Source organism: Arenibacter sp. S6351L (genome assembly GCF_023016025.1).
Classification (GTDB): Bacteria; Bacteroidota; Bacteroidia; order Flavobacteriales; family Flavobacteriaceae; genus Arenibacter; species Arenibacter algicola_B.
Window position 1 is genome coordinate 176,542 of sequence record NZ_JALKBB010000008.1, and the last position, 24,629, is coordinate 201,170.

22 protein-coding genes and 1 pseudogene are annotated in these 24,629 nt (G+C 39.4%); 12 read left to right on the forward strand and 11 right to left on the reverse strand.

Annotated features, from left to right (window positions below; translation table 11 throughout):
* Positions 1–287 precede the first annotated feature (287 nt).
* From MWU82_RS09170 to MWU82_RS09180, 3 genes are all read left to right on the forward strand, one after another.
* Complete coding sequence (locus tag MWU82_RS09170) at positions 288–1,211, forward strand: dihydrodipicolinate synthase family protein (protein WP_215945920.1); 924 nt, start codon at positions 288–290, stop codon at positions 1,209–1,211.
* A gap of 87 nt (positions 1,212–1,298) precedes the next feature.
* Complete coding sequence (locus MWU82_RS09175) at positions 1,299–2,747, forward strand: PHP domain-containing protein (RefSeq protein WP_247096168.1); 1,449 nt, start codon at positions 1,299–1,301, stop codon at positions 2,745–2,747.
* The gene (locus tag MWU82_RS09180; protein ID WP_247096169.1) at positions 2,744–4,519 is read left to right on the forward strand and encodes a TIM-barrel domain-containing protein; all 1,776 of its coding nucleotides are present in this window, start codon (positions 2,744–2,746) and stop codon (positions 4,517–4,519) included. Before MWU82_RS09175 ends, MWU82_RS09180 begins: the two co-directional genes overlap by 4 nt.
* 40 nt (positions 4,520–4,559) lie before the next feature.
* Here MWU82_RS09180 and MWU82_RS09185 read toward each other — a convergent pair whose 3' ends face one another.
* Positions 4,560–5,435 (reverse strand): glycerophosphodiester phosphodiesterase family protein, encoded by an 876-nt coding sequence (locus tag MWU82_RS09185; protein WP_247096170.1) that lies wholly within the window; start codon positions 5,433–5,435, stop codon positions 4,560–4,562.
* A 226-nt stretch (positions 5,436–5,661) separates the two neighbouring features.
* Complete coding sequence (locus MWU82_RS09190) at positions 5,662–6,906, reverse strand: DUF5103 domain-containing protein (RefSeq protein WP_247096171.1); 1,245 nt, start codon at positions 6,904–6,906, stop codon at positions 5,662–5,664.
* Positions 6,907–7,055: 149 nt separating this feature from the next.
* On the opposite strand from MWU82_RS09190, the gene MWU82_RS09195 reads away from it, so the two are divergent.
* The 8 genes from MWU82_RS09195 to MWU82_RS09230 all read left to right on the forward strand — a co-directional run bounded on the left by MWU82_RS09195 (position 7,056) and on the right by MWU82_RS09230 (position 14,669).
* Positions 7,056–8,408 carry a Na(+)-translocating NADH-quinone reductase subunit A gene (locus MWU82_RS09195; protein ID WP_247096172.1) on the forward strand — a complete coding sequence of 451 codons (1,353 nt, stop codon included), beginning with the start codon at positions 7,056–7,058 and terminating at the stop codon, positions 8,406–8,408.
* Positions 8,409–8,411: 3 nt separating this feature from the next.
* Positions 8,412–9,680: an NADH:ubiquinone reductase (Na(+)-transporting) subunit B gene (locus MWU82_RS09200; RefSeq protein ID WP_247096173.1), complete on the forward strand. Its 1,269-nt coding sequence runs from the start codon at positions 8,412–8,414 to the stop codon at positions 9,678–9,680.
* A gap of 2 nt (positions 9,681–9,682) precedes the next feature.
* On the forward strand, positions 9,683–10,435 hold the full coding sequence (locus MWU82_RS09205) for a Na(+)-translocating NADH-quinone reductase subunit C (protein ID WP_247096174.1): 753 nt from the start codon (positions 9,683–9,685) through the stop codon (positions 10,433–10,435).
* Positions 10,436–10,438: 3 nt separating this feature from the next.
* On the forward strand, positions 10,439–11,086 hold the full coding sequence (locus tag MWU82_RS09210) for an NADH:ubiquinone reductase (Na(+)-transporting) subunit D (RefSeq protein ID WP_072863479.1): 648 nt from the start codon (positions 10,439–10,441) through the stop codon (positions 11,084–11,086).
* Between the two features lie 24 nt (positions 11,087–11,110).
* Positions 11,111–11,848 carry an NADH:ubiquinone reductase (Na(+)-transporting) subunit E gene (gene nqrE / locus MWU82_RS09215; protein WP_215945912.1) on the forward strand — a complete coding sequence of 246 codons (738 nt, stop codon included), beginning with the start codon at positions 11,111–11,113 and terminating at the stop codon, positions 11,846–11,848.
* Between the two features lie 2 nt (positions 11,849–11,850).
* Positions 11,851–13,158 carry an NADH:ubiquinone reductase (Na(+)-transporting) subunit F gene (gene nqrF / locus MWU82_RS09220; RefSeq protein WP_072863475.1) on the forward strand — a complete coding sequence of 436 codons (1,308 nt, stop codon included), beginning with the start codon at positions 11,851–11,853 and terminating at the stop codon, positions 13,156–13,158.
* 142 nt (positions 13,159–13,300) lie between these two features.
* Positions 13,301–13,660 carry a Na(+)-translocating NADH-quinone reductase subunit F gene (locus MWU82_RS09225; RefSeq protein WP_215945911.1) on the forward strand — a complete coding sequence of 120 codons (360 nt, stop codon included), beginning with the start codon at positions 13,301–13,303 and terminating at the stop codon, positions 13,658–13,660.
* A complete protein-coding gene (locus MWU82_RS09230) occupies positions 13,638–14,669 on the forward strand; it encodes an FAD:protein FMN transferase (RefSeq protein ID WP_247096175.1) in 1,032 nt (343 codons plus the stop codon). The genes MWU82_RS09225 and MWU82_RS09230 overlap by 23 nt, the downstream gene beginning before the upstream one ends.
* Here MWU82_RS09230 and MWU82_RS09235 read toward each other — a convergent pair whose 3' ends face one another.
* From MWU82_RS09235 to gpmI, 3 genes are all read right to left on the reverse strand, one after another.
* A complete protein-coding gene (locus tag MWU82_RS09235; RefSeq protein WP_247096176.1) occupies positions 14,670–15,434 on the reverse strand; it encodes a class I SAM-dependent methyltransferase in 765 nt (254 codons plus the stop codon). It abuts the gene before it with no gap.
* Between the two features lie 159 nt (positions 15,435–15,593).
* The gene (gene map, locus MWU82_RS09240) at positions 15,594–16,412 is read right to left on the reverse strand and encodes a type I methionyl aminopeptidase (protein ID WP_247096177.1); all 819 of its coding nucleotides are present in this window, start codon (positions 16,410–16,412) and stop codon (positions 15,594–15,596) included.
* A 78-nt stretch (positions 16,413–16,490) separates the two neighbouring features.
* Positions 16,491–18,008: a 2,3-bisphosphoglycerate-independent phosphoglycerate mutase gene (gene gpmI, locus MWU82_RS09245; RefSeq protein WP_247096178.1), complete on the reverse strand. Its 1,518-nt coding sequence runs from the start codon at positions 18,006–18,008 to the stop codon at positions 16,491–16,493.
* A gap of 226 nt (positions 18,009–18,234) precedes the next feature.
* On the opposite strand from gpmI, the gene MWU82_RS09250 reads away from it, so the two are divergent.
* A complete protein-coding gene (locus MWU82_RS09250; RefSeq protein WP_247096179.1) occupies positions 18,235–18,633 on the forward strand; it encodes an ankyrin repeat domain-containing protein in 399 nt (132 codons plus the stop codon).
* A gap of 105 nt (positions 18,634–18,738) precedes the next feature.
* Here MWU82_RS09250 and MWU82_RS09255 read toward each other — a convergent pair whose 3' ends face one another.
* From MWU82_RS09255 to MWU82_RS24260, 6 genes and pseudogenes are all read right to left on the reverse strand, one after another.
* Positions 18,739–18,906, reverse strand: coding sequence for a DUF6747 family protein (locus MWU82_RS09255; RefSeq protein ID WP_215945905.1), 168 nt, complete (start codon positions 18,904–18,906; stop codon positions 18,739–18,741).
* Between the two features lie 125 nt (positions 18,907–19,031).
* Positions 19,032–19,799 carry a M48 family metalloprotease gene (locus MWU82_RS09260; protein ID WP_215945904.1) on the reverse strand — a complete coding sequence of 256 codons (768 nt, stop codon included), beginning with the start codon at positions 19,797–19,799 and terminating at the stop codon, positions 19,032–19,034.
* Between the two features lie 40 nt (positions 19,800–19,839).
* Positions 19,840–20,574 carry a M15 family metallopeptidase gene (locus MWU82_RS09265; protein WP_215945903.1) on the reverse strand — a complete coding sequence of 245 codons (735 nt, stop codon included), beginning with the start codon at positions 20,572–20,574 and terminating at the stop codon, positions 19,840–19,842.
* Positions 20,575–20,863: 289 nt separating this feature from the next.
* A complete protein-coding gene (locus MWU82_RS09270) occupies positions 20,864–22,033 on the reverse strand; it encodes a gliding motility-associated C-terminal domain-containing protein (RefSeq protein ID WP_247096180.1) in 1,170 nt (389 codons plus the stop codon).
* 4 nt (positions 22,034–22,037) lie between these two features.
* The gene (locus MWU82_RS09275) at positions 22,038–23,639 is read right to left on the reverse strand and encodes a hypothetical protein (protein WP_247096181.1); all 1,602 of its coding nucleotides are present in this window, start codon (positions 23,637–23,639) and stop codon (positions 22,038–22,040) included.
* Between the two features lie 191 nt (positions 23,640–23,830).
* Positions 23,831–24,629: pseudogene (locus tag MWU82_RS24260) on the reverse strand (collagen-like protein); the annotation flags it as partial.

The following is a 24,629-nucleotide window of genomic DNA, read 5'->3' on the forward strand; positions in this document are numbered from 1 at the left end:
TTGGACTAATATAATTAAATTATTCAGAAATAAGGTTAAAATTTAATGCAATTAAAACAATATTGTAGTGGCAGGGGTTTTTAAATTGAGTTTATTTTGTTAGAGCAGCAAATCAAGTTTTATATAATTAGTAGCAGTAGGTCCAATTATCGGATTTACGGAATTGTTGATCATATATAAATTCATAAACAACCTAAAAAACCAACCATTATGAAATTGATAATTACAACTTTTTGTCCATCGGTAGGTATTTCCATTATTTAATCTAATCCTTTAATTATACAATCATGAAATTGAATATAAAAGGAATAATACCACCCATGGTAACCCCTTTGCTCGAGAATAAGGAGTTAGACCTTGTGGGGTTAAAAAATCTATTAAATCATTTAATAAATGGCGGTGTCCACGGCATTTTTATTTTAGGGACTACAGGGGAAGGCCCTAGTCTTAGTTATGCGGTAAGGAAACAGCTCATAACCGAAACCTGTAGAATCGTAAATAAAAAGGTTCCGGTTTTGGTAGGGATTACGGATACCTCTTTTGATGGGACAATGGAGATAGCAAACCATGCCAAAAAAGTTGGCGCGGACGCCTTGGTAGTGGCACCTCCCTACTATTTTCCAATTGCCCAAGAAGAAATGGGGGATTATCTGGAGAATTTAGTCCCAATGCTACCCTTGCCATTTATGTTGTATAACATGCCTAGTTGTACAAAACTTCATTTATCCATGGACGTTGTGAAGAGGGCCAAGGAATTAGGGGCTATCGGTATTAAGGATAGTTCTGGAGATCTTACCTACCTCTATATGTTGATAGAAGAGTTTAAGAGCGATCCTTCTTTTTCCATTATTGCAGGAACCGAACTGTTTTTGCCAGAGACCATTATGAACGGGGGTCACGGCTCCGTTGCCGGAGGAGCTAATTTTTTTCCAAGACTTTTTGTAGATTTATATGAGGCCGCAATGGATCAAAATTTGGAAAAAATAAAATTATTGCGGGATAAGGTAATTATGGTTCACCGGACAATTTATGAGGTAGGGGAATATTCCTCAAGGCATATAAAAGGTACTAAAGCGGCTTTGATGGCCATGGGTATTTGTCAAGATCATAATGCGGAACCTTTGGACCGATTCACGGAAGAACAGCGAAATAGGATTAAAAAGTATATAGCTCAATTTAACTATAAAAATGAGTATAATCCAGTACATTGAAAAGTCTGCCAGGGAGCCCTTATTGTGTTTTCTTGGTTAATTTTTTTCCTTTTGTATTAAAGAGGTTTATCTGGAAGTCCTCGAGTAATGGATAATATTAAAATGTTGAAAAAGTCTTTTGTTGCAATTCCGATTTTGGTTATCGCTTTCCTAGCACTTTTTTTTCATTTGGATATACATATTATTGATGCACTTACCCTGAAAACCGTTCCCGAATACGATATACATGTCCCGGTATTGAGGATTTTTTTTGAACCAATATTGGGGTTGTTGCTATATTTTAATCGCTCTATTTACCCCCTACAGGAATTGCCGATTACCCTATTATGGATATTGGTTTTTTATATATGCTTCAGTCTGATCAAGATTTTTAAAGTTGAGGCAGCTCCTTATAGAAGGCAAACAGCATTGCGGTTTTTAGGAAACCTACCTTTGTTGATCGGTATTTGTTTTTCAGTTTTTGTCGTTATCCTTTTCATTAGATTGCCTAATAATACCATTGTAAATAACACTTCGGATGAAATATTGGTAACTAGTCACGCCCATACAGAATTTAGTCATGATGGGTTGATATCCCAAGAAAAAATGTGGGCATGGCATAAAAGAAATGGGTTCGATGCCTTTTTTATAACAGATCATGCCAATCACAAAAAAACGTTGGACTTCTCAACCAAACAAAGAAATAATCAATTTCCCTTAGAACCTTTAATCATGGTTGGTCAAGAACATTCGGGTTCCAATCATATGAGTTTATTGGGGCTGAATGGAAAATTTGAAACAAAGGGGAAACCCGATTCCCTCATTGTAAATTTGGTGCATAAGCATGGAGGGGCTGTAATAATTAATCATTGGTTTGACGGTAAGGGAAATGATAAGGAGTTTTATAAGGATCTAGGTGCTGATGGTTTTGAAATTGAAAATGTAGGCAAGGAATTATATTATGACCGAACCTTATTTAATGATCTTAAAAAATTCTGTGAGAGCAACAAGCTTCTGATGATCGGCGGACTTGATTTTCATGGATACGGTAGGGCATGTGGCATATGGAATGCTTTCCAAATTCCAAATTGGCATCAAATGGATCCGGAGATAAAGGAAAAATCCATTTTGGAAATATTAAGAAGTAGGGATCAAAGTAGGGTAAAGGTACTTATGTACCAAGACCGACCTTTTTATAGTGGAGAAAATTTGTTGTTCCAGCCCTATATTACTGTGGTGAATTATTTTAGGACACTCAATTTCTGGCAAGTACTCTCCTGGGCTTTATGGTTGGTTTTGTTACAATTGCTTTGGAATTACAGAAGGGAACATTTTATCCCCATGCATAAGAGAATGGCACTGACAGGTATGGTAAGCGCCCTGTTTTTAATTGTCCTGGGTCTGTATTATATGGTTAGGGGCAATGCGGTAAAGGGCTATAGTAAAGTATTCGCCGAATACAGTTCCATGCTGCTTGCCATAGGGTCTATTTTTATGGTCTATTCACTGGTAACCATATATTTTAGATTCTTTAAAAAAATGAAGAATTCAAATTGAAAAGAAAGGCTCTAAAGATTGCTGCTTGGGTTTTGGCGACTTTAGGTGTCGTCGCTTATTTCTATTGGATTTTCCCTGTATGGGGAATGCCGTTCAATAGTCAGCGGCATGGAAATCCGCCTTTAACCCCACCTTGGGCATTGGAATGTTGGCTTTGGGAAGACGATGTTAATACTTCAGATTATGTAGACGAATTGTTGGTAGGGTATAAAAAAAATGATATTCCCGTTAGAACCATTATTTTGGATAGCCCTTGGTCTTTGCGCTATAATGATTTTGAAATTGATACTAGTCTCTATAAAAAACCCGAACAATGGTTTAAAAAGCTTCAGGACAATGATTATAGGGTAGTACTTTGGATGACCACCATGGTCAATAGTTATAGTAAAGACACTCACATAAAGGAATCCAATGATTGGTATCAGGAAGCTATGGATAATGGCTTTCTGGTTAAATCCAACAAGCCAAATAAATGGTGGAAAGGAGAGGGTGGCTTTATAGATTATACCGATGACAATGCCATGGATTGGTGGCGGGGGTTACAACAAAATGTTTTTGATCTTGGTATAGATGGATGGAAGCTGGATGGCACCGCAACCCTTTTTTGGAACCAACTTGGTCCAGTACCAATATTCTATAAGCGGACATCCAAGGGAATTATGACCGCTAGAACCTATATGGACCATTACTATAGGGATGAATACCAACATGGGCTTACCCAAAATCCAGAGTTCGTTACACTTTCACGATCTATAGACCGTGGGTTTCATCCCGAAGGCTTTGCGCCCATTGATGCTTCCCCGGTAAATTGGGTAGGCGATCAGAAGCACGAATGGGTTACCAATGAAATGATCTTGGAAAGCGGGAATGAAAACGTGGACATAGCTTTGGATGGAATTCAAGGTTATGAGTCGGCTATAAAGAGTATTCTAAAAAGCGCCGAACTGGGATATAATATTGTTGGGTCTGATGTGGCCGGGTTTTCCGGGAAAACGATTCCTCCAAGATTGTATATGCGCTGGACACAATTTTCCACTTTTTGCGGTCTGTTCATGAACGGGGGCCATGGAGAAAGGCGACTTTGGAAAAGAACAGAAGAGGAGCTTCAGGTAATACGGAAGTTTTCCTGGTTGCATACAGAATTGGTGCCCTATATGTACCACTATGTGGTTACGGCCCATAATGGGGGAAGAAGGTTGCAGACCCCCTTAAAACAAGGGAAGTATCACTATATGTTCGGGGATGACTTTCTGGTGGCTCCAATATATAAGGATTCCAAAAAAAGGACTGTTACTCTGCCCAAGGGTCAATGGAGATACTTTTTTAACGATAATGAACCCATTGAAGGAGAGGTGGATATTGAGCGGGAATTTCCAATGGACGAATTTCCAGTCTATATAAAGGAAGGGGCTATTGTTCCTATGGATATTAAGCGATCCTATACCGGATTAGGAAATGAGGATTCAGACGGCTTTACGACCATCTTAGTGTATCCCCAAAGTGAAAATAGTTTTATTTATTACCATACGGATACAAAGGGAGAAACTACAATTTCTTATAAGAAAACAGCTGGTAGTTTGAAACTTTCCCTGGAAGGAACAAAATTCTCCCATCTTTTAAGGATTCATTCCAATAGCATCCCGGAATCGGTTTCGCTGGACGGAAAACTATTGGAAAAGGAGGTGTCTTGGAATTACGATGACCAAAACCATAAACTTGTTATCAGGAATGGCAGTGGGTATGGAAAAGGGGTATATAAAATAAAATTTTGATTCTTCCCGTAATGGATTTCATTCCTGAGTATAATACACCTTATCGGTGTAGGTTCTTGGATCTAAGATAGCTCAAAAGTTCTTCGGGTAAATCGGTTTGGATTACGTTGACGTATTTTCGGGACAACAGCGCATCAAAACCCGAATTTTTCTCTTCGGCTTCCATTCTATCATACTTGCCCAAAGCATTGATCCATACCCTGTATCCAGATTTTATAAGTCGGCGCATGGTTCTGTCTTTATAATAGCTCTCATCAATATGAATAATAGAAATATCTTCCAATTTCCTTATGGCCCTAATGTCCTTTCTGGAATATGCCCTAGGCATTATTTTAATGTCCTTGTTCAATTTTTGATACTGTGTGGTTTCGGGAAAATCATAAAGGAAAAATAATATCTGGTCTTCCATTCCGTATTTTTCGATCAGGTCAAAAGTTTGTCTTACGGCCGCCTCTCCTTCAAGCTTAAAATCTACATCCAATAGCATCTTGCCCTTGGTAAGCTTTAGTACCTCTTCAAAAGTAGGTATCTGCTCATCTGTAATATTATTTCCAAACTTAAGTTTGAACTCCTTGAGCTCGGCAAGGGTAAAATCATCCACTTTTCCTGTACCATTAGTTGTTCTGTCAATAGTTTTGTCGTGCATAATTACCAGTTCGCCGTCCTTACTTTTTCTAATGTCAATTTCCACGATATCTACCCCTATACGAATGCTTTCGCCTATGGCCGCTAAAGAATTTTCCGGATAGTTGGGATTTGTAGCTCTATGGGCTGCAACAAGGACCTGTTCCGGATGGTTGTGGTAATCCTCAAGAATACTGTCGAGTTTAGTTTCTTGCGCTAGGGTTGTTAAGCTTAAGAAAAGAAGAAGGGTAAAAATGGTTTTGTTCCAAATAGGGTAAAGACTGCTGTTCATTATTAATTATAGTTGAGGGATTATGTTGTAATTCCCGTAATTATGATGGTGCAATATAATAAGACTTTTTGTTTACACGTTTAAGCTAATGTTAATATTATCCTTAGGGCCACTTTTATCTCGAATGTATCCGTTATGGCTGTCGCATTCCCAGGCCTTCAATTCTATAATGCCTTACGGCCACTTAAGGGGATGTGGGATTTAAAGAATCTGATTAAAACAAAGGTTAATTGGTGATGGAACGGGAATTTGCAGAGCCAACCCCAATAATACTATCGTAGATATCGCCAAAATTTCGATAATATACCAAGATGAGGTAGTTGTTTTCCGTAAAATGAAAATTTCCTGAAATAGTGTTCATGTCAATAACACCTTCATTGTTTTTCACTACATATTTGTAGTTGTAAAATCCTTGTTTCATTTTTATAACCGCCTCCATATTGCCCGTATCTTCATTATAGGTCATTTTGTTTTCCTCATCAAGGGCGTAATTATTGTATTTTCCAAATACATATACATCGTTCAAGCCAATTTTAGCTGTGTAGGGAAGGGTAAAATGTATGTAACTGTATTCGGCCTCCCTGGAGCTGTCATCTCCCTGCAAGGTTCTGACCACAAAATCGCCGTTAATATCGGGGTAATAGGTATAGGGCCGGTCGTCCCTAAAATAATCCATAAATAAATAGTGGTTGTAAAGGTCTGTAAGTTCTATCCGGGAAATGGAAGAACTTGGTGCCCTAAGGTCTTTGGTATCAAAATTAAAATATTCATTACCTCCAAAAAAACTGGTTTCCTTATCATATTTATACACCAGTTCCGACCCCAGTATAAATTGGGGGCTTATATTGGTAATGGTGGTAGGCCATAGGTTGTTTTGTATTATGGCAACTTTTACTTCCTTATTGGGGTTTACCAATTTCACCTGATTGGCGTTTATGGTAAACTGTACAACTTGTTTTTCATTTAAATAGGTAAAATCCCTGGAACGTTTTACTACACCGCCCACAGCAACCTGATCTTCATACACTATAAATCTTCTGGAAAATTGAAGCTCATTATAACTGTTGTAAATCTCCAATACGTAATTGCCGCTAACTTTTAATCGGGTATTATCATTGGGTATAGTAAGCTTGTAGTTGGAATAAGGTTGCAATGTGGAGTAGCTGTTTGCGTAATCCACTATCCGCTCATTGTCCATTCCGTTTAGATATTGCGACTTTAAAAGGGAAGATGGTGTCCAGTCATAATCGCAATGTACTATCTTGTAATAGTAGTCTTGTTCGTTGGCCAAAAGGTCATCAAATTCCAAATAAACTGGGCTTCCTAAGCTTACGACCGGAAATTGGTCATCGGTATCACCTTTAAATACAATTGTTTTGATATTTGTTGGAGGGTTAATTTCCATCTGCACCTGGGCAAAAGCAAAATGGCAGGAAATGAACAGTATAAGCGCAAAAAGATTCAATCTCATTTGGTAATATTTTCGGGTAAAGGTAAGCAAAAACCAAGCCTAAATGGATTAGCATGTTTTAATCTCTAAATTTATAAGTAATAATTATGAAAACTTTTTATTAAGTATTAAATTTGCTCGAAATTTTGATAACCTAAGGTCTACTAAATATGTCTAAAGACATCCGAATTAAAAAAGGCTTGAACATTAATCTTATTGGTGATGCGGAAAAGACTACTTCCAAAGCTGTTTTAAGTAATGTTTATGCGATTAATCTTCAGGATTTTCACGGAATTACACCTAAATTATTAGTTAAGCAAGGCGCTGAAGTAAAGGCGGGAGAGCCACTTTTTTTCAATAAAAATGTGGAAGACATGCTTTTTGTTTCGCCGGTAAGCGGAGAATTGATCGAGGTAGTGAGAGGTGCAAGAAGAAAAATATTAACCTTGAAAATTTTGGCGGACAAAAGCCAAGAATTTGTGTCGCATGCACCTTTATCCCCTAAAAGCGCCAAAGCTGAAGAGGTTAAAGCGTTGCTTTTAAAATCTGGGTGTTGGCCTTTTATCAAGCAAAGACCTTATGATATAATTGCGAACCCAAGTGTAACCCCTAAGTCCATATTCATCTCTGCTTATGTTACCAGTCCTATGGCGGCCGATTTGGATTATGCCTTAAAGGGAAAGGAAAATGAAATTCAGGCAGCAATTACTGTTTTGGGGAAATTAACTCCCGGAAAGGTACATGTGTCTGTAGGTAAAGGTGGGCAGTCTATTTTTTCCAAGATGGAAGGTGCGGAAATACATAATGTTTCCGGTCCCCATCCAGCTGGTTTGGTAGGTACCCAGATCAATAAAATAGATCCAATTAATAAAGGCGAAGTGGTTTGGACAATTACTCCGCAGGACTTGGTTATTATAGGGGAGCTTTTGTTAACGGGAAGATATAATCCTGAAAGGGTTGTGGCTCTTGTCGGTTCCAGCGTTAAGTCTCCTAAATATTACACTACTAAAATAGGTTCTGAAATAGCTACCTTTCTATATGCCAGTGGTGTGAATACTGAAAATTTCAGGGTGATCAATGGGGATGTCCTTACTGGTTCCAAAGCAAAGCCTGACGGATATTTAGGGTATTATAACAATACCGTAAGTGTAATTCCTGAAGGTGATGATTATGAATTTTTTGGCTGGAACAAGCCTGTTTTTAATAAAATATCTTCAACTAGGGCCTTGACCTTCTCTTGGTTACAGCCCAAAAAGAAATACGAATTGGATACCAATACCAATGGAGAACATAGGGCATTTGTGGTAACTGGATTGTATGAAGAAGTTTTTCCAATGGACATTTATCCTTTACAACTTCTAAAAGCATGTATGGTGAAGGACTTGGATGAAATGGAGCAATTGGGTCTTTACGAAGTTGCTCCCGAAGATTTTTCACTTACAGAATTTATTTGCATCTCTAAACAACCCCATCAACAGATCATTAGGGAAGGGTTGGATTTATTATATAAAGAAATAGGATAAAAGATGAGCTTAAAAAGTAATTTACATAACCTAAAGGAGAAGTACAAGGGCAAGAAAATGGCTCCTGCATTCAATGCAATCCATACCTTTTTGTACGCTCCCAACGAAACTACACATTCTGGTTCCCATGTACGTGCCGTGGATGATTTGAAGCGTACGATGAACACGGTAATCATGGCTTTGGTGCCTGTGCTTATTTTTGGGATTTTCAATGCTGGTTATCAGCACTATGCGGCTGTGGATGCTGCCAATGGTGTGGTAAGACAAGCTTCCTTGTTTGGAAACTTCCTAACTTGGGAGAATTTCATTATGGGAGCATGGACCGTGCTGCCTTTGGTAATCGTTTCCTATGCCGTTGGACTTGCGGTTGAATTTTTATTCGCTGTAATTAAAGGTCATGAGGTTGAGGAAGGATATTTGGTTACCGGTATGTTGGTGCCATTGATCGTACCAATTGATACACCATTATGGATGTTGGCCGTGGCCGTAGTATTTGGAGTGGTCATTGGGAAGGAAGTGTTTGGAGGTACAGGAATGAATATTTTGAACCCTGCACTTACCATTAGGGCATTTTTGTTCTTTGCCTATCCTACTTGGATGAGTGGGGATAAGGTATGGGTACACCAGGCGGTGGATTTGGCCGGTGGTCCCGACGCTATTTCCGGAGAAACCATTTTGGGCTATTTGGCACAAGGTAAGGGGGCAGAAATGTCTTATTCCGTTTCAGATATGTTTTTTGGGTTTATTCCTGGATCTGTTGGGGAAACCTCTACTATACTAATTTTGTTGGGCGGACTATTCTTGATCTATAGTAAGATTGCAAGTTGGAGAATCATGGTGAGTGCCGTAATAGGGGCCTTGGTTATGGGACTTATCTTTAACGGAGTGGTCGATGCAGGTTGGATAACCGAGACGAGCAAGTTCTACGGATTAATGAGTTTTGCCTTTTGGCAGCATTTGATCGTTGGTGGTTTGGCCTTTGGTATTGTGTACATGGCAACCGATCCGGTTACCGGTGCCCAGACCAATAAGGGTAAATGGTATTATGGATTCTTTATAGGGTTTATTTCGGTATTGATCAGGGTTTTCAACCCTGCTTACCCAGAAGGCGTATTCTTGGCTATTTTGTTGATGAACGTTTTTGCTCCAACAATTGATCACTATGTGGTTAGGGGGAATATAAATAAAAGATTGAAGCGTGCTAAGAACGCTACTATTTTGCCTAGGGACGGTGAAGGAAAAGCTCAGGAATTAAAAGCAGAAACAGTATAATCATGGCAGTTAACACAGATAAAAATAGTTACACCGTTATTTTCGCCGCCGTTATGGTGGTAATAGTAGGGTCTCTTTTAGCATTTTTTGCGTCTTCACTCAGTGAAAAGATACAGGAGAACGAAAGACTGGAAAAACAACAGAATATTCTTTATGCCATGGGCGTAAACGAAAATGAGGACGAAGGAAGTGTAAATTTTGTTTCTACCGATAAGGTTGCGGGTGAATTTGAAAAATATATCACGGAGCAATTGGTTATTGAAGGGGATAAGATTACCAAAGACGACAAAGCCTACCTAATAGATCTTAAAAAACAGGAAACAGAGGCCAAAGCTGGTAAAACAAGGAAATTACCTTTGTTTATTGGTGAAAAGGACGGTTCCAAGTACTATATCATTCCTATGCGGGGCAAAGGTCTTTGGGATGCTATATGGGGATTTGTTGCCCTGGATAATAATTTGGTGGTAAAAGGCGTGTATTTTGACCATAAAGGGGAGACCCCAGGTTTAGGTGCCAATATCAAGCAACGTTACTTTATGGACGACTTTACGGGAGAATCCATTTTGAACGGTACAGAATATGCCGGTATAGCCGTTGCCAAGGGAAATAACGATCCTACCAATGAAATAAAAGATGATAATGAGGTTGATGCATTGGCAGGAGCTACCATTACCGGTAACGGTCTGTCTGCGATGATCAAAGAAAGCGTAAACCTATATAAGTCCTACTTGGAATCAATACGAGCTAAAAATTAAAACATGGCACTACTTTCAAAAAAAGATACGAGTCTAATATTAGACCCTTTGGCAGATAATAACCCAATTACCATTCAGGTATTGGGAATTTGTTCAGCATTGGCAATTACAGCAGAACTAAAGGCATCCATAGTAATGGCCCTATCGGTTATGTTCGTATTGGGCATGGGAAATGTTGTTATTTCCTTAATGCGGAACATTATACCTTCCAAAATTAGAATTATTGTACAATTGGTGGTTGTAGCCGCCCTTGTTATTATGGTAGATCAGGTGCTGAAGGCCTTTGCTTATGAATTGAGCAAAACGCTTTCTGTTTTCGTGGGTCTTATCATTACGAACTGTATTATTATGGGACGTTTTGAAGCTTTTGCTTTGGCCAACGGACCATGGAGGTCTTTCTTGGATGGTATAGGAAACTCGGCCGGATATGGTTTAATATTGATCATTATTGGATTCTTTAGGGAACTATTGGGTTCTGGTACATTACTTGGGTTTAAGGTCTTGGGAGATCCCATAGAAAAAACCGGTTTATATGCCATTGGCTATGAGAATAACGGATTTATGTTGTTGTCCCCCATGGCCTTGATCGTTGTTGGTCTCATTATCTGGGTACAACGTTCACGCAACAAAGCTTTAATAGAAGAAAACTAGTAGTCATCATAAGAATAGAATGTTATGTTAGAACATGTAGAATTATTTTTTAAATCCATATTTATAGATAATATGGTATTTGCCACGTTCTTAGGAATGTGTTCTTACCTTGCCGTTTCTAAAAAAGTGACTACTGCAGTTGGTCTTGGAGCAGCTGTGATCTTTGTATTGGCAGTAACGGTACCCCTAAACTGGTTGTTGGATCAGTATCTTTTAAGGGATGGGGCCTTAGCTTGGTTAGGACCTGAGTACGCTGATTATAACCTAAGCTTTTTATCTTTTATACTCTTTATTGCTACCATAGCAACTATGGTGCAATTGGTAGAGATCGTTGTTGAAAAATTTTCCCCAGCACTCTATAATTCATTAGGTATATTTTTACCGCTTATTGCGGTGAACTGTGCCATCTTGGGTGGTTCATTATTTATGCAGTCCAGAGATATCCAAACTCTTGGATTGGCCTTTAATTATGGACTTAGTTCCGGTATTGGATGGTTCTTGGCTATTTTGGCCATTGCTGCCATACGTGAGAAAATTAGATACTCCAATGTTCCTGCACCACTTAGAGGTCTTGGGATAACCTTCATAATCACTGGACTTATGGCTATAGGTTTTATGAGTTTTGGCGGTATGTTGACAGGCGGTGATGAAGCTCCAAAGGAAGTGGAGCAGAATACGGCCCAACAAGTAGAGGAAGATAAAATAATTAAGGAGACCAAAGAAAATACGGTTTCTTATAACAACGCTATAATAAACGAGTAAAAATGATATTAGCTACAAGTACAATTGGAACAATAGTTATAACGGTAGTTGCTTTTTTAATACTACTGTTATTGTTGGTGGCACTATTACTGTTTACCAAGGAAAAATTATCACCATCAGGGCCTGTAACCATAACCATTAATGGTGAAAAGAAAATTGAAGTAAGTTCTGGGGGATCTTTATTGTCCACTTTGGGAAACCAGAAAATATTTCTTCCTTCTGCCTGTGGAGGTGGAGGAACCTGTATTCAGTGTGAATGTCATGTTCTTTCGGGAGGTGGAGAAGCACTTCCTACGGAAACACCACATTTTTCCAAAAAAGAATTGAACCATGGCGCTCGTTTGGCCTGCCAGGTGAAGGTGAAACAGGATATGGAAATTACTATTCCTGAGGAAGTATTCGGAATTAAAAAATGGCAGGGAACCGTTGTACGTAATTACAACGTGGCTTCATTTATTAAGGAATTTGTAGTTGAAATTCCTGAAGATATGGGGTATAAGGCCGGTGGATATATTCAGATCGAGATTCCTCCCTGTGAGGTTAAGTTCTCTGAAATGGATATCACTGCGCATCCTGAAGAGCACGAAACCCCAGATAAGTTTCAGGCAGAATGGGATAAGTTTAACCTATGGCCGTTGGTCATGAAAAACCCAGAAACAGTGGAAAGAGCCTATTCTATGGCCTCTTATCCTGCTGAAGGAAGGGAAATTATGTTGAACGTTCGTATTGCTACTCCGCCCTGGGATAGAGCTAAAAATGGTTGGATGGATGTTAATCCAGGGATTGCATCTTCCTATATCTTCAATTTGAAAAAAGGAGATCCTGTGGTAATTTCCGGACCTTACGGTGAATTCTTTATCAACGAATCGGATTCTGAGATGTTGTATGTTGGTGGTGGTGCTGGAATGGCTCCAATGCGTTCACATCTATATCACTTGTTCAACACTTTAAAGACCAACAGAAAAGTTACCTATTGGTATGGTGGTAGGTCTAAACGTGAATTGTTTTATTTAGATCATTTTTATAGACTTGAAAAGGAGTTTCCAAACTTCAAGTTCTATTTGGCACTATCTGAGCCCTTACCAGAAGATAACTGGAAAGTGAAGGAGAATATTGATGCACCAGGTGACGGTTTCGTAGGATTTATACACAACTGTGTAATAGAAAATTACTTGAACCATCACGAATCTCCGGAAGATATTGAACTATACTTCTGTGGACCGCCATTGATGAACAAGGCAGTTCAAAAAATGGGAGAAGATTTCGGTATTCCTGATGAGCATATTAGATTTGATGATTTTGGAGGTTAATTTATAACCTTCGGGATTTCCAAGACCTTGATGGTCTAATTATAGACCTGTCAGGTTTTCAAAACCTGACAGGTCTTTTTTTTGAGCAATTTTTTAAGAATGCCAAGATTTATTTTTGGCTTAGGAATTTAAAATATAGATAATGAGTACGCCCTTAACGGAACAGGAATTGCATAATTTGGCCATGAATATTGTTGGAAAACAATTGGAGGCCGAGGGATTCGAGTTTATGGGGGTCAATAGTAAGCCCAAAAGAAACCCTCAATTTGTTTGTCTTAAGGATAAAAAATTATTTTTTATTGTGGTGCGGAGTATTACGCATCCAAAGGATCCAAGGGAATACGATATGGCCCTAATGCAAAAAATTAAGGATCACGCCCTGACCCAAAACGGAGAAGCCTATTATGCCGGTGTAGGTCTATACAATGCAGAGGATAGGAATCTACCGGTTTATCTTAATGAAGCTTATATATTGGAATATGATGGACTTATTAAAATATAGTGGTATACGTTTAGGGATATTTTTTTTGATTCTGGCATGTGCAGGATGTAGGACCAATGAATCCAAATGGGTAAAGAATGTAAGTTCTGGATCGGCCTTGGGAACTTCCTATAACATTACTTATTTGGCGACCACGGAATTGAATCTTGAAAGGGAAATAGATTCCCTTTTTCAAGAATTAAATCAATCGATGTCTACATATATACCTACATCCGATATCTCGAGAATAAACGCGGGAGATTCTACTATTGTGGTAGACGCAATGTTTAGGGAGGTCTTTGAACTTTCGGGAAAGGTTTTTAAAGCTACGGATGGTTATTTTGATCCTACCGTTGGCGTATTGGTTAATGCTTGGGGTTTCGGGCCCGGAACCGAGTTGGAAATGGATAGTATTAAGGTAGATAGCCTCTTGGATTACGTAGGATTTAACAAAGTGGCCATTAATTCGGATAATAGGATTAAAAAGCAGGATCCTGCTATATATTTCGATTTTAATGCCATAGCCAAAGGATATGCGGTAGACCGTCTAGCAGTTTTGTTGAGGAATAAGGGCATTACCGATTTTTTAATCGAGGTAGGAGGGGAGCTGGTGGCTCAAGGAGAAAACAGGCTCAAGGAGAAAAAATGGGTTGTGGCCATTGATGATCCCATGATGGAGGAAAGTAGAACCTATAAAAGAACCTTGTATATGAAAGATGTTGCCATGGCATCCTCAGGGAATTATAGGAAATTTAAAATTGATCCCGAAACTGGCGCCAAGTTTGTCCACACTATAGATCCTAAAACTGGATATACAAAGAATTCAAATATCCTGGCTACCAGTGTAATGGCAAATGATTGTGCCACTGCAGATGCTTTTGCAACTTCTTTTATGGCCATGGATCTGGAGAAAACAAAGTCAATATTGGCCAAACATAAAGAATTGGAAGGCTATATAATTTATTTGGATCCAGAGGGGAATGTTTTGGAATATATGACGAACGGATTTAAGGAAAATATCCTAGAGTAGTTATTTGGATACCAAGGGAATAATCTCTCCTTTTGCCAATCGATAATTGTCTACTTCGGCAGCCGATAGTTTTTTGGTATAATCAACTTCATCTACCTTAAAGCCTATTGATCTTAGCTTTGTAAAATAATCGCGGCCATAAATACGGACATGGTCGTACTGTCCAAATATTTTTGCCCTTTCCTTTTTGTCCGTAATACTATTATCCTCGTAGGTGTCTGCCCTGTTAAGGTCTTGTGGAATTTGAAAAATGCCCCATCCTCCGGGTTTTAGTACCCTGTACAATTCTTGCATTGCTTTAGTGTCGTCGGGTATGTGTTCCAGAACATGGTTACAAAATATTACGTCAAAAGAATTATCGGTGAAAGGCAGGTTGCAAATATCCGCTTTTACATCCGCCAGGGGCGAATTTAGATCCGTAGTAGTATAGGTAATGTTATTTAGATTTCTGAATCTTGTGTAAAAGGCCTGTTCAGGTGCAAAATGTAATACCTTAAGTTTGTCCGTAAAAAAATTGGTCTCATTTTTTAAATAAAGCCATAATAATCGGTGTCGTTCCAAGGATAGGGTAGAGGGCGATAGCACATTTTCCCTAGGATGTTCGTAGCCATAGGGGAGAAAGCTTTTGAATTTTTTTCCATCTATGGGATCAGTGTAACGATCGCCCTTCATGCTAAACGCCATAAGGGGACGCACCCAATAACTTAGTTTTATAAGTATTGGCCTGGGGATGGTGTTTAAGATATATTTAAATAATTTTTTCAAAGTGGTTCACTGGATTGACCATAGTAATAAAGGAAATTCACTGAGAATTTTATTGTGGTAATTTTTAATTACTTAAAAGTATATGTCACAGTCCTAAACTTTGACCTATAAAGAATTTAGTCTTAAAACAGATAACAGGCTGGATAAGCCCACTTTATGTTATAGTACCAGTGCTTTTTGACGGAACTCAGCTTCCTCGTCACTTTGTATACCCAATGCCTCATAAATATAGGCAAAGGTGGACAATATCTCCGGCTTCCCATCTATGATGGCAACATCATGTTCAAAATGTGCGCTGGGTTTATTATCTGCCGTTAGAATGGTCCAACCATCTTTTAATTGTTTTATTCTTCTGGTACCCAAATTAATCATGGGCTCTATGGCCACTACCATACCTTCCACAAATTTTTTGCCCCGTCCACGTTTGCCATAGTTGGGCATTTCAGGATCTTCGTGCATTTCCCGGCCCAATCCGTGACCGACCAATTCCCTTACCACGCCGTAACCTTGGCTTTCGGTATATTGTTGAATGGCATAACCTACGTCTCCAACACGATTCCCGACCTTAAATTCACGAATTCCTACATAGAGGGATTCTTTGGTGACCTGTAACAATTTTTTTGTTTCGGCATCAACTTCCCCCACCTCAAAGGTGTAGGCATGATCCCCATGAAATCCGTTTTTAAAGGCTCCACAATCTATAGAGATAATATCACCTTCAACCAAAGGAGTGTTGTTGGGAATTCCATGCACCACTTGGGCATTGGGACTCATGCACAAGGAATTGGGAAAATCGTACAATCCCAAGAAGCCAGGAACTGCGCCGTGATCCCTTATGAATGTTTCGGCCATGCCGTCCAACTGCAAGGTGGTAACCCCAGGCTTTACTTCACTGGCCAACATTCCCAAGGTTTTGCTCACGATCAATGCACTTTCGCGCATTAATTCTATCTCTTCTAAAGTCTTGATCTTAATCATAGAATGCAAAGGTAAAACAATACTTTTAAAACTACACGTTTGCAGGTATTTGCAAATACATAGAAAGGTGAAAAATAATTATACCAAGGGTTTTCTTGTCATTAAGGCGGGCTGTGGAACCCCCATTAGTTTAAGAATGGTTGGTGCAATATCACCTAAAACACCGTCTTTTATACTCTTCAATTCCTTATCTACCAAAATCAGGGGGACTGGATTAGTGGTATGTGCCGTATTTGGGCTGCCGTCCGGATTTATCATGGTCTCGCAATTTCCGTGATCGGCAATGACCAAAGTAGTATATCCATTTTCCAGACCCGCGTTAATAACGGATTCTGCACAACTATCCACAGTTTCACAGGCCTTTATTGCAGCTTGCATATCTCCGGTATGCCCAACCATATCGGGGTTGGCAAAATTGAGACAAACAAAATCTACCTCTCCTTTTTTTAATTCGGGAATTATGGCATCCCTAATCTCATAGGCGCTCATCTCTGGCTTTAAGTCATAGGTAGCCACTTTGGGTGACGGACATAGAATTCGTTCTTCCCCTTCAAAAGGAATTTCCCTACCACCATTAAAGAAGAAGGTGACATGTGGATATTTTTCGGTCTCCGCAATTCTAATTTGTTTTTTGTGGGCTTTGGCCAAGGTTTCTCCCAAGGTTTCACGAATATTATCCTTGTCATAAACTACTTTTACTCCCTTATAGGAATCATCGTAGTTGGTCATAGTTACATAATAGAGATCCAATTTATGCATGTTAAGTTCGTGCATGTCTTCTTGACTAAGCACTTGGGTAAGCTCCCTGCCACGGTCTGTCCTAAAATTGAAAAAGATAACTACATCCCCATTCTTAATTAACGATAAAGGGGATCCTTGATCATCAGTGACCAATAAAGGTTTTAGGAATTCATCCGTAATACCGGATTCATAGCTGGCCAATATGGATTCTTCAATATTAGCTGTTTTTTGCCCTTCACCATTTACTAAAAGGTCATAGGCCAATTTTACCCGTTCCCATCTTTTATCCCTGTCCATGGCATAGTACCGTCCAATAACACTGGCCAACTTTGCATTCTTATCGGAGCAATATTTATTTAATGCTTCTACATATCCAATTCCACTTTTAGGGTCTACGTCCCTACCATCGGTAAAGGCATGTATAAAGGTGTTTTTAAGGCCGTAACTTTCACTGGCATCAATAAGCCCTCTGAGGTGTGAGGTGTGACTATGTACACCGCCATCACTTAGTAAGCCCAAAAAATGGACCGGTTTATCATTATTTTTGGCATAAAGCAGCGCATCTTTTAGCACCTGTTCATCCTTTAAGGTATCCTGTTCGATAGCCAAGTTTATTTTTGCCAAATCTTGGTATACAATTCGGCCGGCCCCAAGGTTCATGTGGCCTACCTCACTATTGCCCATTTGTCCTTCCGGTAATCCTACATTCATTCCATCGGTAAGAAGATTGGAATTGGCGTATTTGGTATATAATGAGTCTATAAAAGGCGTGTTTGCATTTTCTATGGCGGAGACCTTGGGGTCTGGGGACTTGCCCCATCCATCCAAAATCATCAAAATTACTTTCTTGTTCATGTTATGTTTGTTGTTAGTGTCAAAAATAAAACTATTGTATATGGATTGCTAGAATTTGGGACAGCTTTTTCGAAAATTTTAAATCGCTCCAAGGATTTTTTTTAGATGGTGGACTAGAAGATGGTATTTTGTTAAAATTTTGTTATTTATTGAAAAAAAGTGAAACAAATGTAACGGAATTGAGTCTGTTAGGGTAATCAATAATCACTAATTAATCTTATTCATCATGAAAAAAACAATTTTAACAGTCGCCATGGCATTATTGTTTATGGTTGCAGGCGTTCGCGCCGAGAGTAGTAATGACATTTACACCCCAAGTGAATCCGTATTAATGGTTAGGCCAGGGGAATTAAGTTCCTTTTGCAAAGCAATTGTTCAGGGGGACATTGATACCGTTAAGCGATTAATTGAATTAGGGGAAGATGTTAATCAAAAATCTTTGGGAAAAACACCTGCCATTTTTGCTGCGCGTTACAATAAGGTTGAAATTCTTGAGCTTCTTATTGCCAATGGCGCCGATCTTAAAATTAAGTGCGACAATGGTTACAACGCAAAAAAACATGCCGAACTATCCAATGCCACAGAGGCTCTGGAAGTAATCAACGCTAGTCTACAGAAGAAATAGTTGTTGCCAGTGCATTAAAAAAAACCTATCGATAATTTTCGATAGGTTTTTTTATTACTACAATTTGCTTTTATAGTGTTCAGGTAAAAGAGCAAATCCAATTTTCTAGAATTCAAATCCAGTAAAGGCCCTAAATAATAATGCATAGATAGCCATGGATAGCATTGCCACGCAGAATACGGAGTAGATCTTTAAAAATACTACCGCAATTTCTGGTTTACAATTTTCGAATGCCGCTAAATAAATGTTCTTAAAATGTAATAAAGTTCCCATATAGTCTCATTTAAAGGATTGTAAATCAAAGCTATAAGGGTTAAATTTGTGTGGGTAATAAGATTTGGAATCGATGCAATATACTAATTATACGTCTAAATGCTAATCTTGGAAAGGAAAAATGGCTATTGTTGCCCTTTAATTCGCTGAATGGCATCTTTTATCCGTTCAATTCTATTTTCGGGGTCAGGATGGGTACTCTGAAATTCTGGTACTCTATTGGGTCCGGCTGCGGCTTTTAAAATTTCCATCACCTTGATCATTTCGTAGGGGTCGTAGCCAGATTGCATCATAAGAAGTACTCCCAATTCATCGCTTTCCAATTCATCGTCCCGGCCGTTGGTCAGTAGGGTGTTTTGGCCAATGCTATTGACAATTCCACCGGCATCGGCACCAACGGAAGCTCCCATGCTTACGGTCTGCCAAAAGTTACTGTCCGCAATCCTTTCAGCGGAGTGCCTTCCAATTACATGCCCTATCTCATGGCCCAATACTCCTGCCAGTTGGGCTTCGTTCAATTGGGAGAAGAGGGCATAGGTAACAAATACGGGTCCGCCCGGCAAGGCAAAGGCATTGATGGTTTGCTCATCTGCCAATAAATGAAAGTCATATTTATATGGTGTTTCCCTAGCAATGCTGTTATTTACCAATTTATTGCCCAACTGATCTACAAAAGACTGTAATCGTTCATCAGGATATAGGCCGCCATATTGCTGGGCCACTTCGGGAGCACTTTGCAGGCCAATGGCCACTTCTTGCTCCGTACTCATATTTATGTTCTGGACCCTCCCGGTATATGGGTTTTCCTCCTTGTTATTGCAGCGCTGTACAAAAGCGAAGGCCACAATTGCCAAGCCTATGAATATCCTAATTTTCCAACTACCTCTTCTCATCTGTGTTTTTATGGCATAGTTATGAAATTACAAAAACTAATTATAAGAGGTCCGGGTTTATATCTAAAATATTGTTCTGAATATAGCCTTTTAGAAATCCCGAGGTGAAGTTTTCCTTCCCTATGATATCTTCTTCCAATAGAAGTTTAAAAATATTTTTTCTTCTAAAGGTCTTCAGCATGGGGATGGAAATAGGGGCATAGCTATAATGCCATGGTTCGTATTTAAATCCCTTTCTTTTGGGGTTATCGGTATATACCAAATAGAAACCATATTTGTTGGCATTGTCGTCCATCCATTTTTTTAAAAGGGCGAAAGGGCCGCCTTCTTCAAATTTTTCGGGTACCAAAACATCTCCAGTGGTTTTTGGATAGCCGTCAATGATGTCTATATCTGTGCCCCAATGATGTCTGCTGGTGCCAGGAATAGTAGAATATTCTATAATTTTTTCAATGGCACCCAATTTGGTCATCCCCTTTTCCTCTGTATATTGTAAATACTTACGTTCCCAAATACCTTCCTGACGATAAAAATTACGATAGCTAGATACAATCTTTAGGTCCATACCCTCGCTATAGGCCGCTCTTTTCATCTCTACAAAGGCGTCATGGGCTTCCTTTCTTAGGTTGATGTCCTTGCCAAAAAGTTCAATATCCACTTTGCCCATTAATTCGGCTACGGAATATGCTGTTTCTTGGGAGAGAGTGAGGCCTGGCAATAGTGAAAGGGCCAGACCGGTATAGCTACTTTTTTTTATAAAAGATCTTCTTTGCATAGGGTACCAATTATTTAATTATGAGCAATCCAATTATTCCAATTACACCAAAAATACTGCCACGTTTTATATTGTATGGGTATTTATCCATATAACTTGGGACGTATGAATAAAATTGAAAGTATAAAGTTACTTAAATTCTATAAGATTTGGTTCCGACCAGAGAGGAATTACTGTTAAGTATAAGGGGTAGAAGGGGAGCCTTTTCCTAGAACAGCTAATACATGCTGTTGTAGGAACCACAGTAAAAGTCCGCAATTAATAAAGATATGGAAGTGTATGCTCTAAATTAATTCTGCGAATTTTGCGATAGGTACAAATAGCCCTGATGTTTTATTTTAATATCGTTCAGGGTTATAATGTAAAAATATACTCCTGAGGACAGTCCTATATCTCCCTTGACCAACATATTTCTGTTGGAGATGCCTTCAAATTCATCCCTGTAGTTTTCTTTGTAGTATACCAACACACCATATCTATTGAAGATTTGAAGTAGATTGTTGGGAGATTTCTCTATACCATCAATTACAAGGTAATCGTTTGTGCCGTCACCGTTGGGCGTTAAAAAATAATTGCCCAATTCAATAGTGGTAAGGCTTTCATTTAGATCAAGAGCTCCACCAATTGTAATTATGTCGTAATCATTTGGAACAAAGGTATCCGAGCTTAATGATCCGAAGGAAAATTCCCCTTCCAATGCAGAATTCCCCAGGTTGACCCATTTTTGTTGACTTTTGCTCCAGCCTACTATTATTAGGTCGCTGATATACTCCCCAAGAGTGCCAATATTGCTCCGGTCATCCCAGCTTAGTGTTACTATGCTCGGTGAATCCCCCTCCAAACGCCAAAATTCCTGCTTGCTTACAGCAGCCACATTAAAGTCCCTTGCGTCCGTATTGAAATTTTCATTGAAACTGGTTTGGTTATCCGGGGCAACAAAGAAATAGGCACATTTGGCCAGCACATTTACGCTTTCCGAAGTTATGGTCAATGGCCTCATACGGTCATCATCCCCAACGGGAAATGTAAAGGTATCCTTATTTGCAATAGCCCCGTAACCATCAATTTTAGTATTGTGTCCCTCACCCACATAAAATGAATCATCGGAAAAGTTTAGGAAAACATTGGAGCGATTCCTGGGCGTAAACACGTTGCCCTGTATAAAGTTGAAATTGTTCAGTATCCCTACGCTTGTTTCCAGATAAAGTCCGTCATTTACAGCTACCTCGGAATCATAAAAAACAGGGGTAAAGGCCCCAGAAATTGTCAAAGGGTTGTTGTCGTTATAAAAGCCTACCAAACCTAAATTTTCATCAAAGGTGCCATCGTTGATTACGTCCATATGGAAACCCACCATGGCAGTTTCATGGATTTGAATATTACCATAATTATGCACCGCATCTTGGCCAGTAATGACATGCATAGTAAAAAAAAGCGCTATTATGGCCTTGATTCTCATTTACCTATTTAATTTTATTGATTATAAAGCTGGAAGTTCCATTTCCTGAAAGGTGAACATCCCCGCTATCTCCTTCTCGTTCTACAATAATCGTAATATCGTCGTTGGCATTTAATTGCAATATTTCATTTAGGGCAATAGTGGGCATATACTCATCTTTATATCTAAAATAGCCAGTTGCTCCTATAGCTCCCATAGCAGATCCGTTAACATGAATTCTAAAAGTTAGGCTAACCTTATCGTCATCTGTCCATAGCATTATATTAGCTCTAATATCATACCTGCCTGCTTCCTTTACCCTTAGAGTATTCCCGGAGACTTGATATAAGTTGTTTCCATCGTCCTTATAATTTTCATTTCCAAAAATTGGCACAGAAGTACCATCGTTATTTAGGTTGGTATTTGTATTGGTATTTATCCATCTTGCCCCTCTATTTATTTTTAGATAGGCCCCACCGTCTGTGCCCGAGGTAATAATATTGTTGGCGTCTGTTGAGACTACAGTACCGGAGGAAGAGCTGGACCCGGATGCGGAAATTGAGTTCCATGTGCTGCCATTGCTCTGTACCCAAAGTGTACTCTGGGCGCTAATTTGGTTGGATGTAACTCCGGAGCCATTAACGTAATTACTAATGGTTCTGGAACTATTGGTCGTGTTTTTCAGGACGTAAATTCTACCTGTTGCTCCGCTTGCGGCAGGGAGGGTAATGGAAATATTGGAGTTAATAACTACTGTATAATGGCTTTCATCTAAGGTAAGATTGCTTCCTGCCGTTGTAATCGCAGTAGATAAAGAACCATTTATTTGCAAGGTTGAATTTGCTAACGACCCCGTATTGATGCCTACCCGTGGTAAAGCAGTTACGGATTCTCCGCTCCCCTGTATACGCAGGAGCTCCTTAAGAAGGCCATCCCTATAATCGTATCTTTTAAAGATAAAGGGTTCTGAACCATCATCACCTATAATGAACTCTACCTGACCATTATTGGACGTTCCGGTAGATCCAATTTCAAAAAAATCGGTTCCTGCTGCACTACCTTTAAGCCTAAAATTACCATCAGTGTTGGTGTAGAACATGGGCTTATAGAAAGAGGCCGCATCTGCTTGGAATTGCAAAGCTGAAACACCGTTACCTCCGCCAACATAAGTAATATATTGATTTGGATCAGTATAATCGGGATAAGCTTGTACCAAGCCTAAGGTCTGTCGCCTACCAAATTTTAAAACACTTGTATTGTTGGATCTAATATCCATGGCCACATCGTTTTTAGTTCCTAAAAATGATGCTCCAGCTACAGCGGTATTCCCATCCAATAACCAGTTGTCATTTGAAGGGGTTACCCAATTGGTTCCATTGTAATAGTATACTTTCTTATCTGTTGTATTGTAGATCATGGACCCGGTAATAGATCCACTTATGGCGTTCATTTCTGTTGTGGTTGCCGTATTTAGACCCAATAAAAGTCCAGGGTCTATTTGGGCATGGGCCACAAATTGAGTAGTAAAAAGTATAATGAAGAATAAATTAAGGGCCGCCTTGTTAACCAGAGACCTTCCCTTTTTAGTTACTTTTCTTCGAACTTTATATTTGCTATTGTTGAACATTATATCTCTTTGTTTGCTTTTTATTATTTGATTAAATCGGAGTTTATAGGGATGTCTATGAACTGATTTAAAACGCCATTGAGTTCTGATTTCTTTGGATATGACGTTATTAAATTACTTGCATCTAATTCTTCCGACTTTCGGGTAAAGTTGGAGAATTTATTTAAGTGCTGTTTTGGTTCCATATTATTTTAAAAATCCAAAATCATAAACATAAATTCAGAATTGAACCTTACACGGTCAGATGCTCCATTGTCATTATCACCGATTATGACTTCAAAACTGGTGGAAGTTTGATTAATGTATCCTATACCAGGGTTGTCATTGCCGGCTCCGTTACGGTCTGGTTGCGTTAATTGAATAATGTAATTAGCGCTGGAAACCATACCTGAAGGAAGGTTAATTCTGTAATGCCCGTTTCCGGATAATTTGGTTACGCTTATCCCTGCAGTTGCTTTTACAATTCCACCTGCCGCAGATATTTTTCCTATTGCTTTTATCATATTATCTCCTTGTGGTCCTGTATCACCTTTTGCACCATCATTTCCGTTGGTACCTGCAGCACCGGTTGGGCCAGTTGCACCCGTATCCCCTTTATCGCCTTTAGGTCCAATAGCGCCATCAATACCATCTGATCCAGCAGGTCCAGCTGATCCGGTCGCACCAGTGTCACCCTTGGCCCCAGTAGCACCTGTATTTCCAGTGGCTCCGGTAGCTCCTGTATTACCTTGGGCACCTGTAGCTCCGGTAGCTCCAGTGTTTCCTGTTGCACCTTTTTCACCTTGGATACCTTGCGCACCAGTATTTCCTGTAGCACCTGTAGCTCCAGTATCGCCTTTTTCACCTTGAATTCCTTGCGCACCAGTAGTACCTGTGGCTCCGGTCGCACCAGTTACACCTTGGATACCCTGTTCTCCGGTAGCACCAGTGGCACCAGTGGCCCCGGTTTCTCCTTGTATACCCTGAATTCCTTGAGCTCCAGTATCTCCT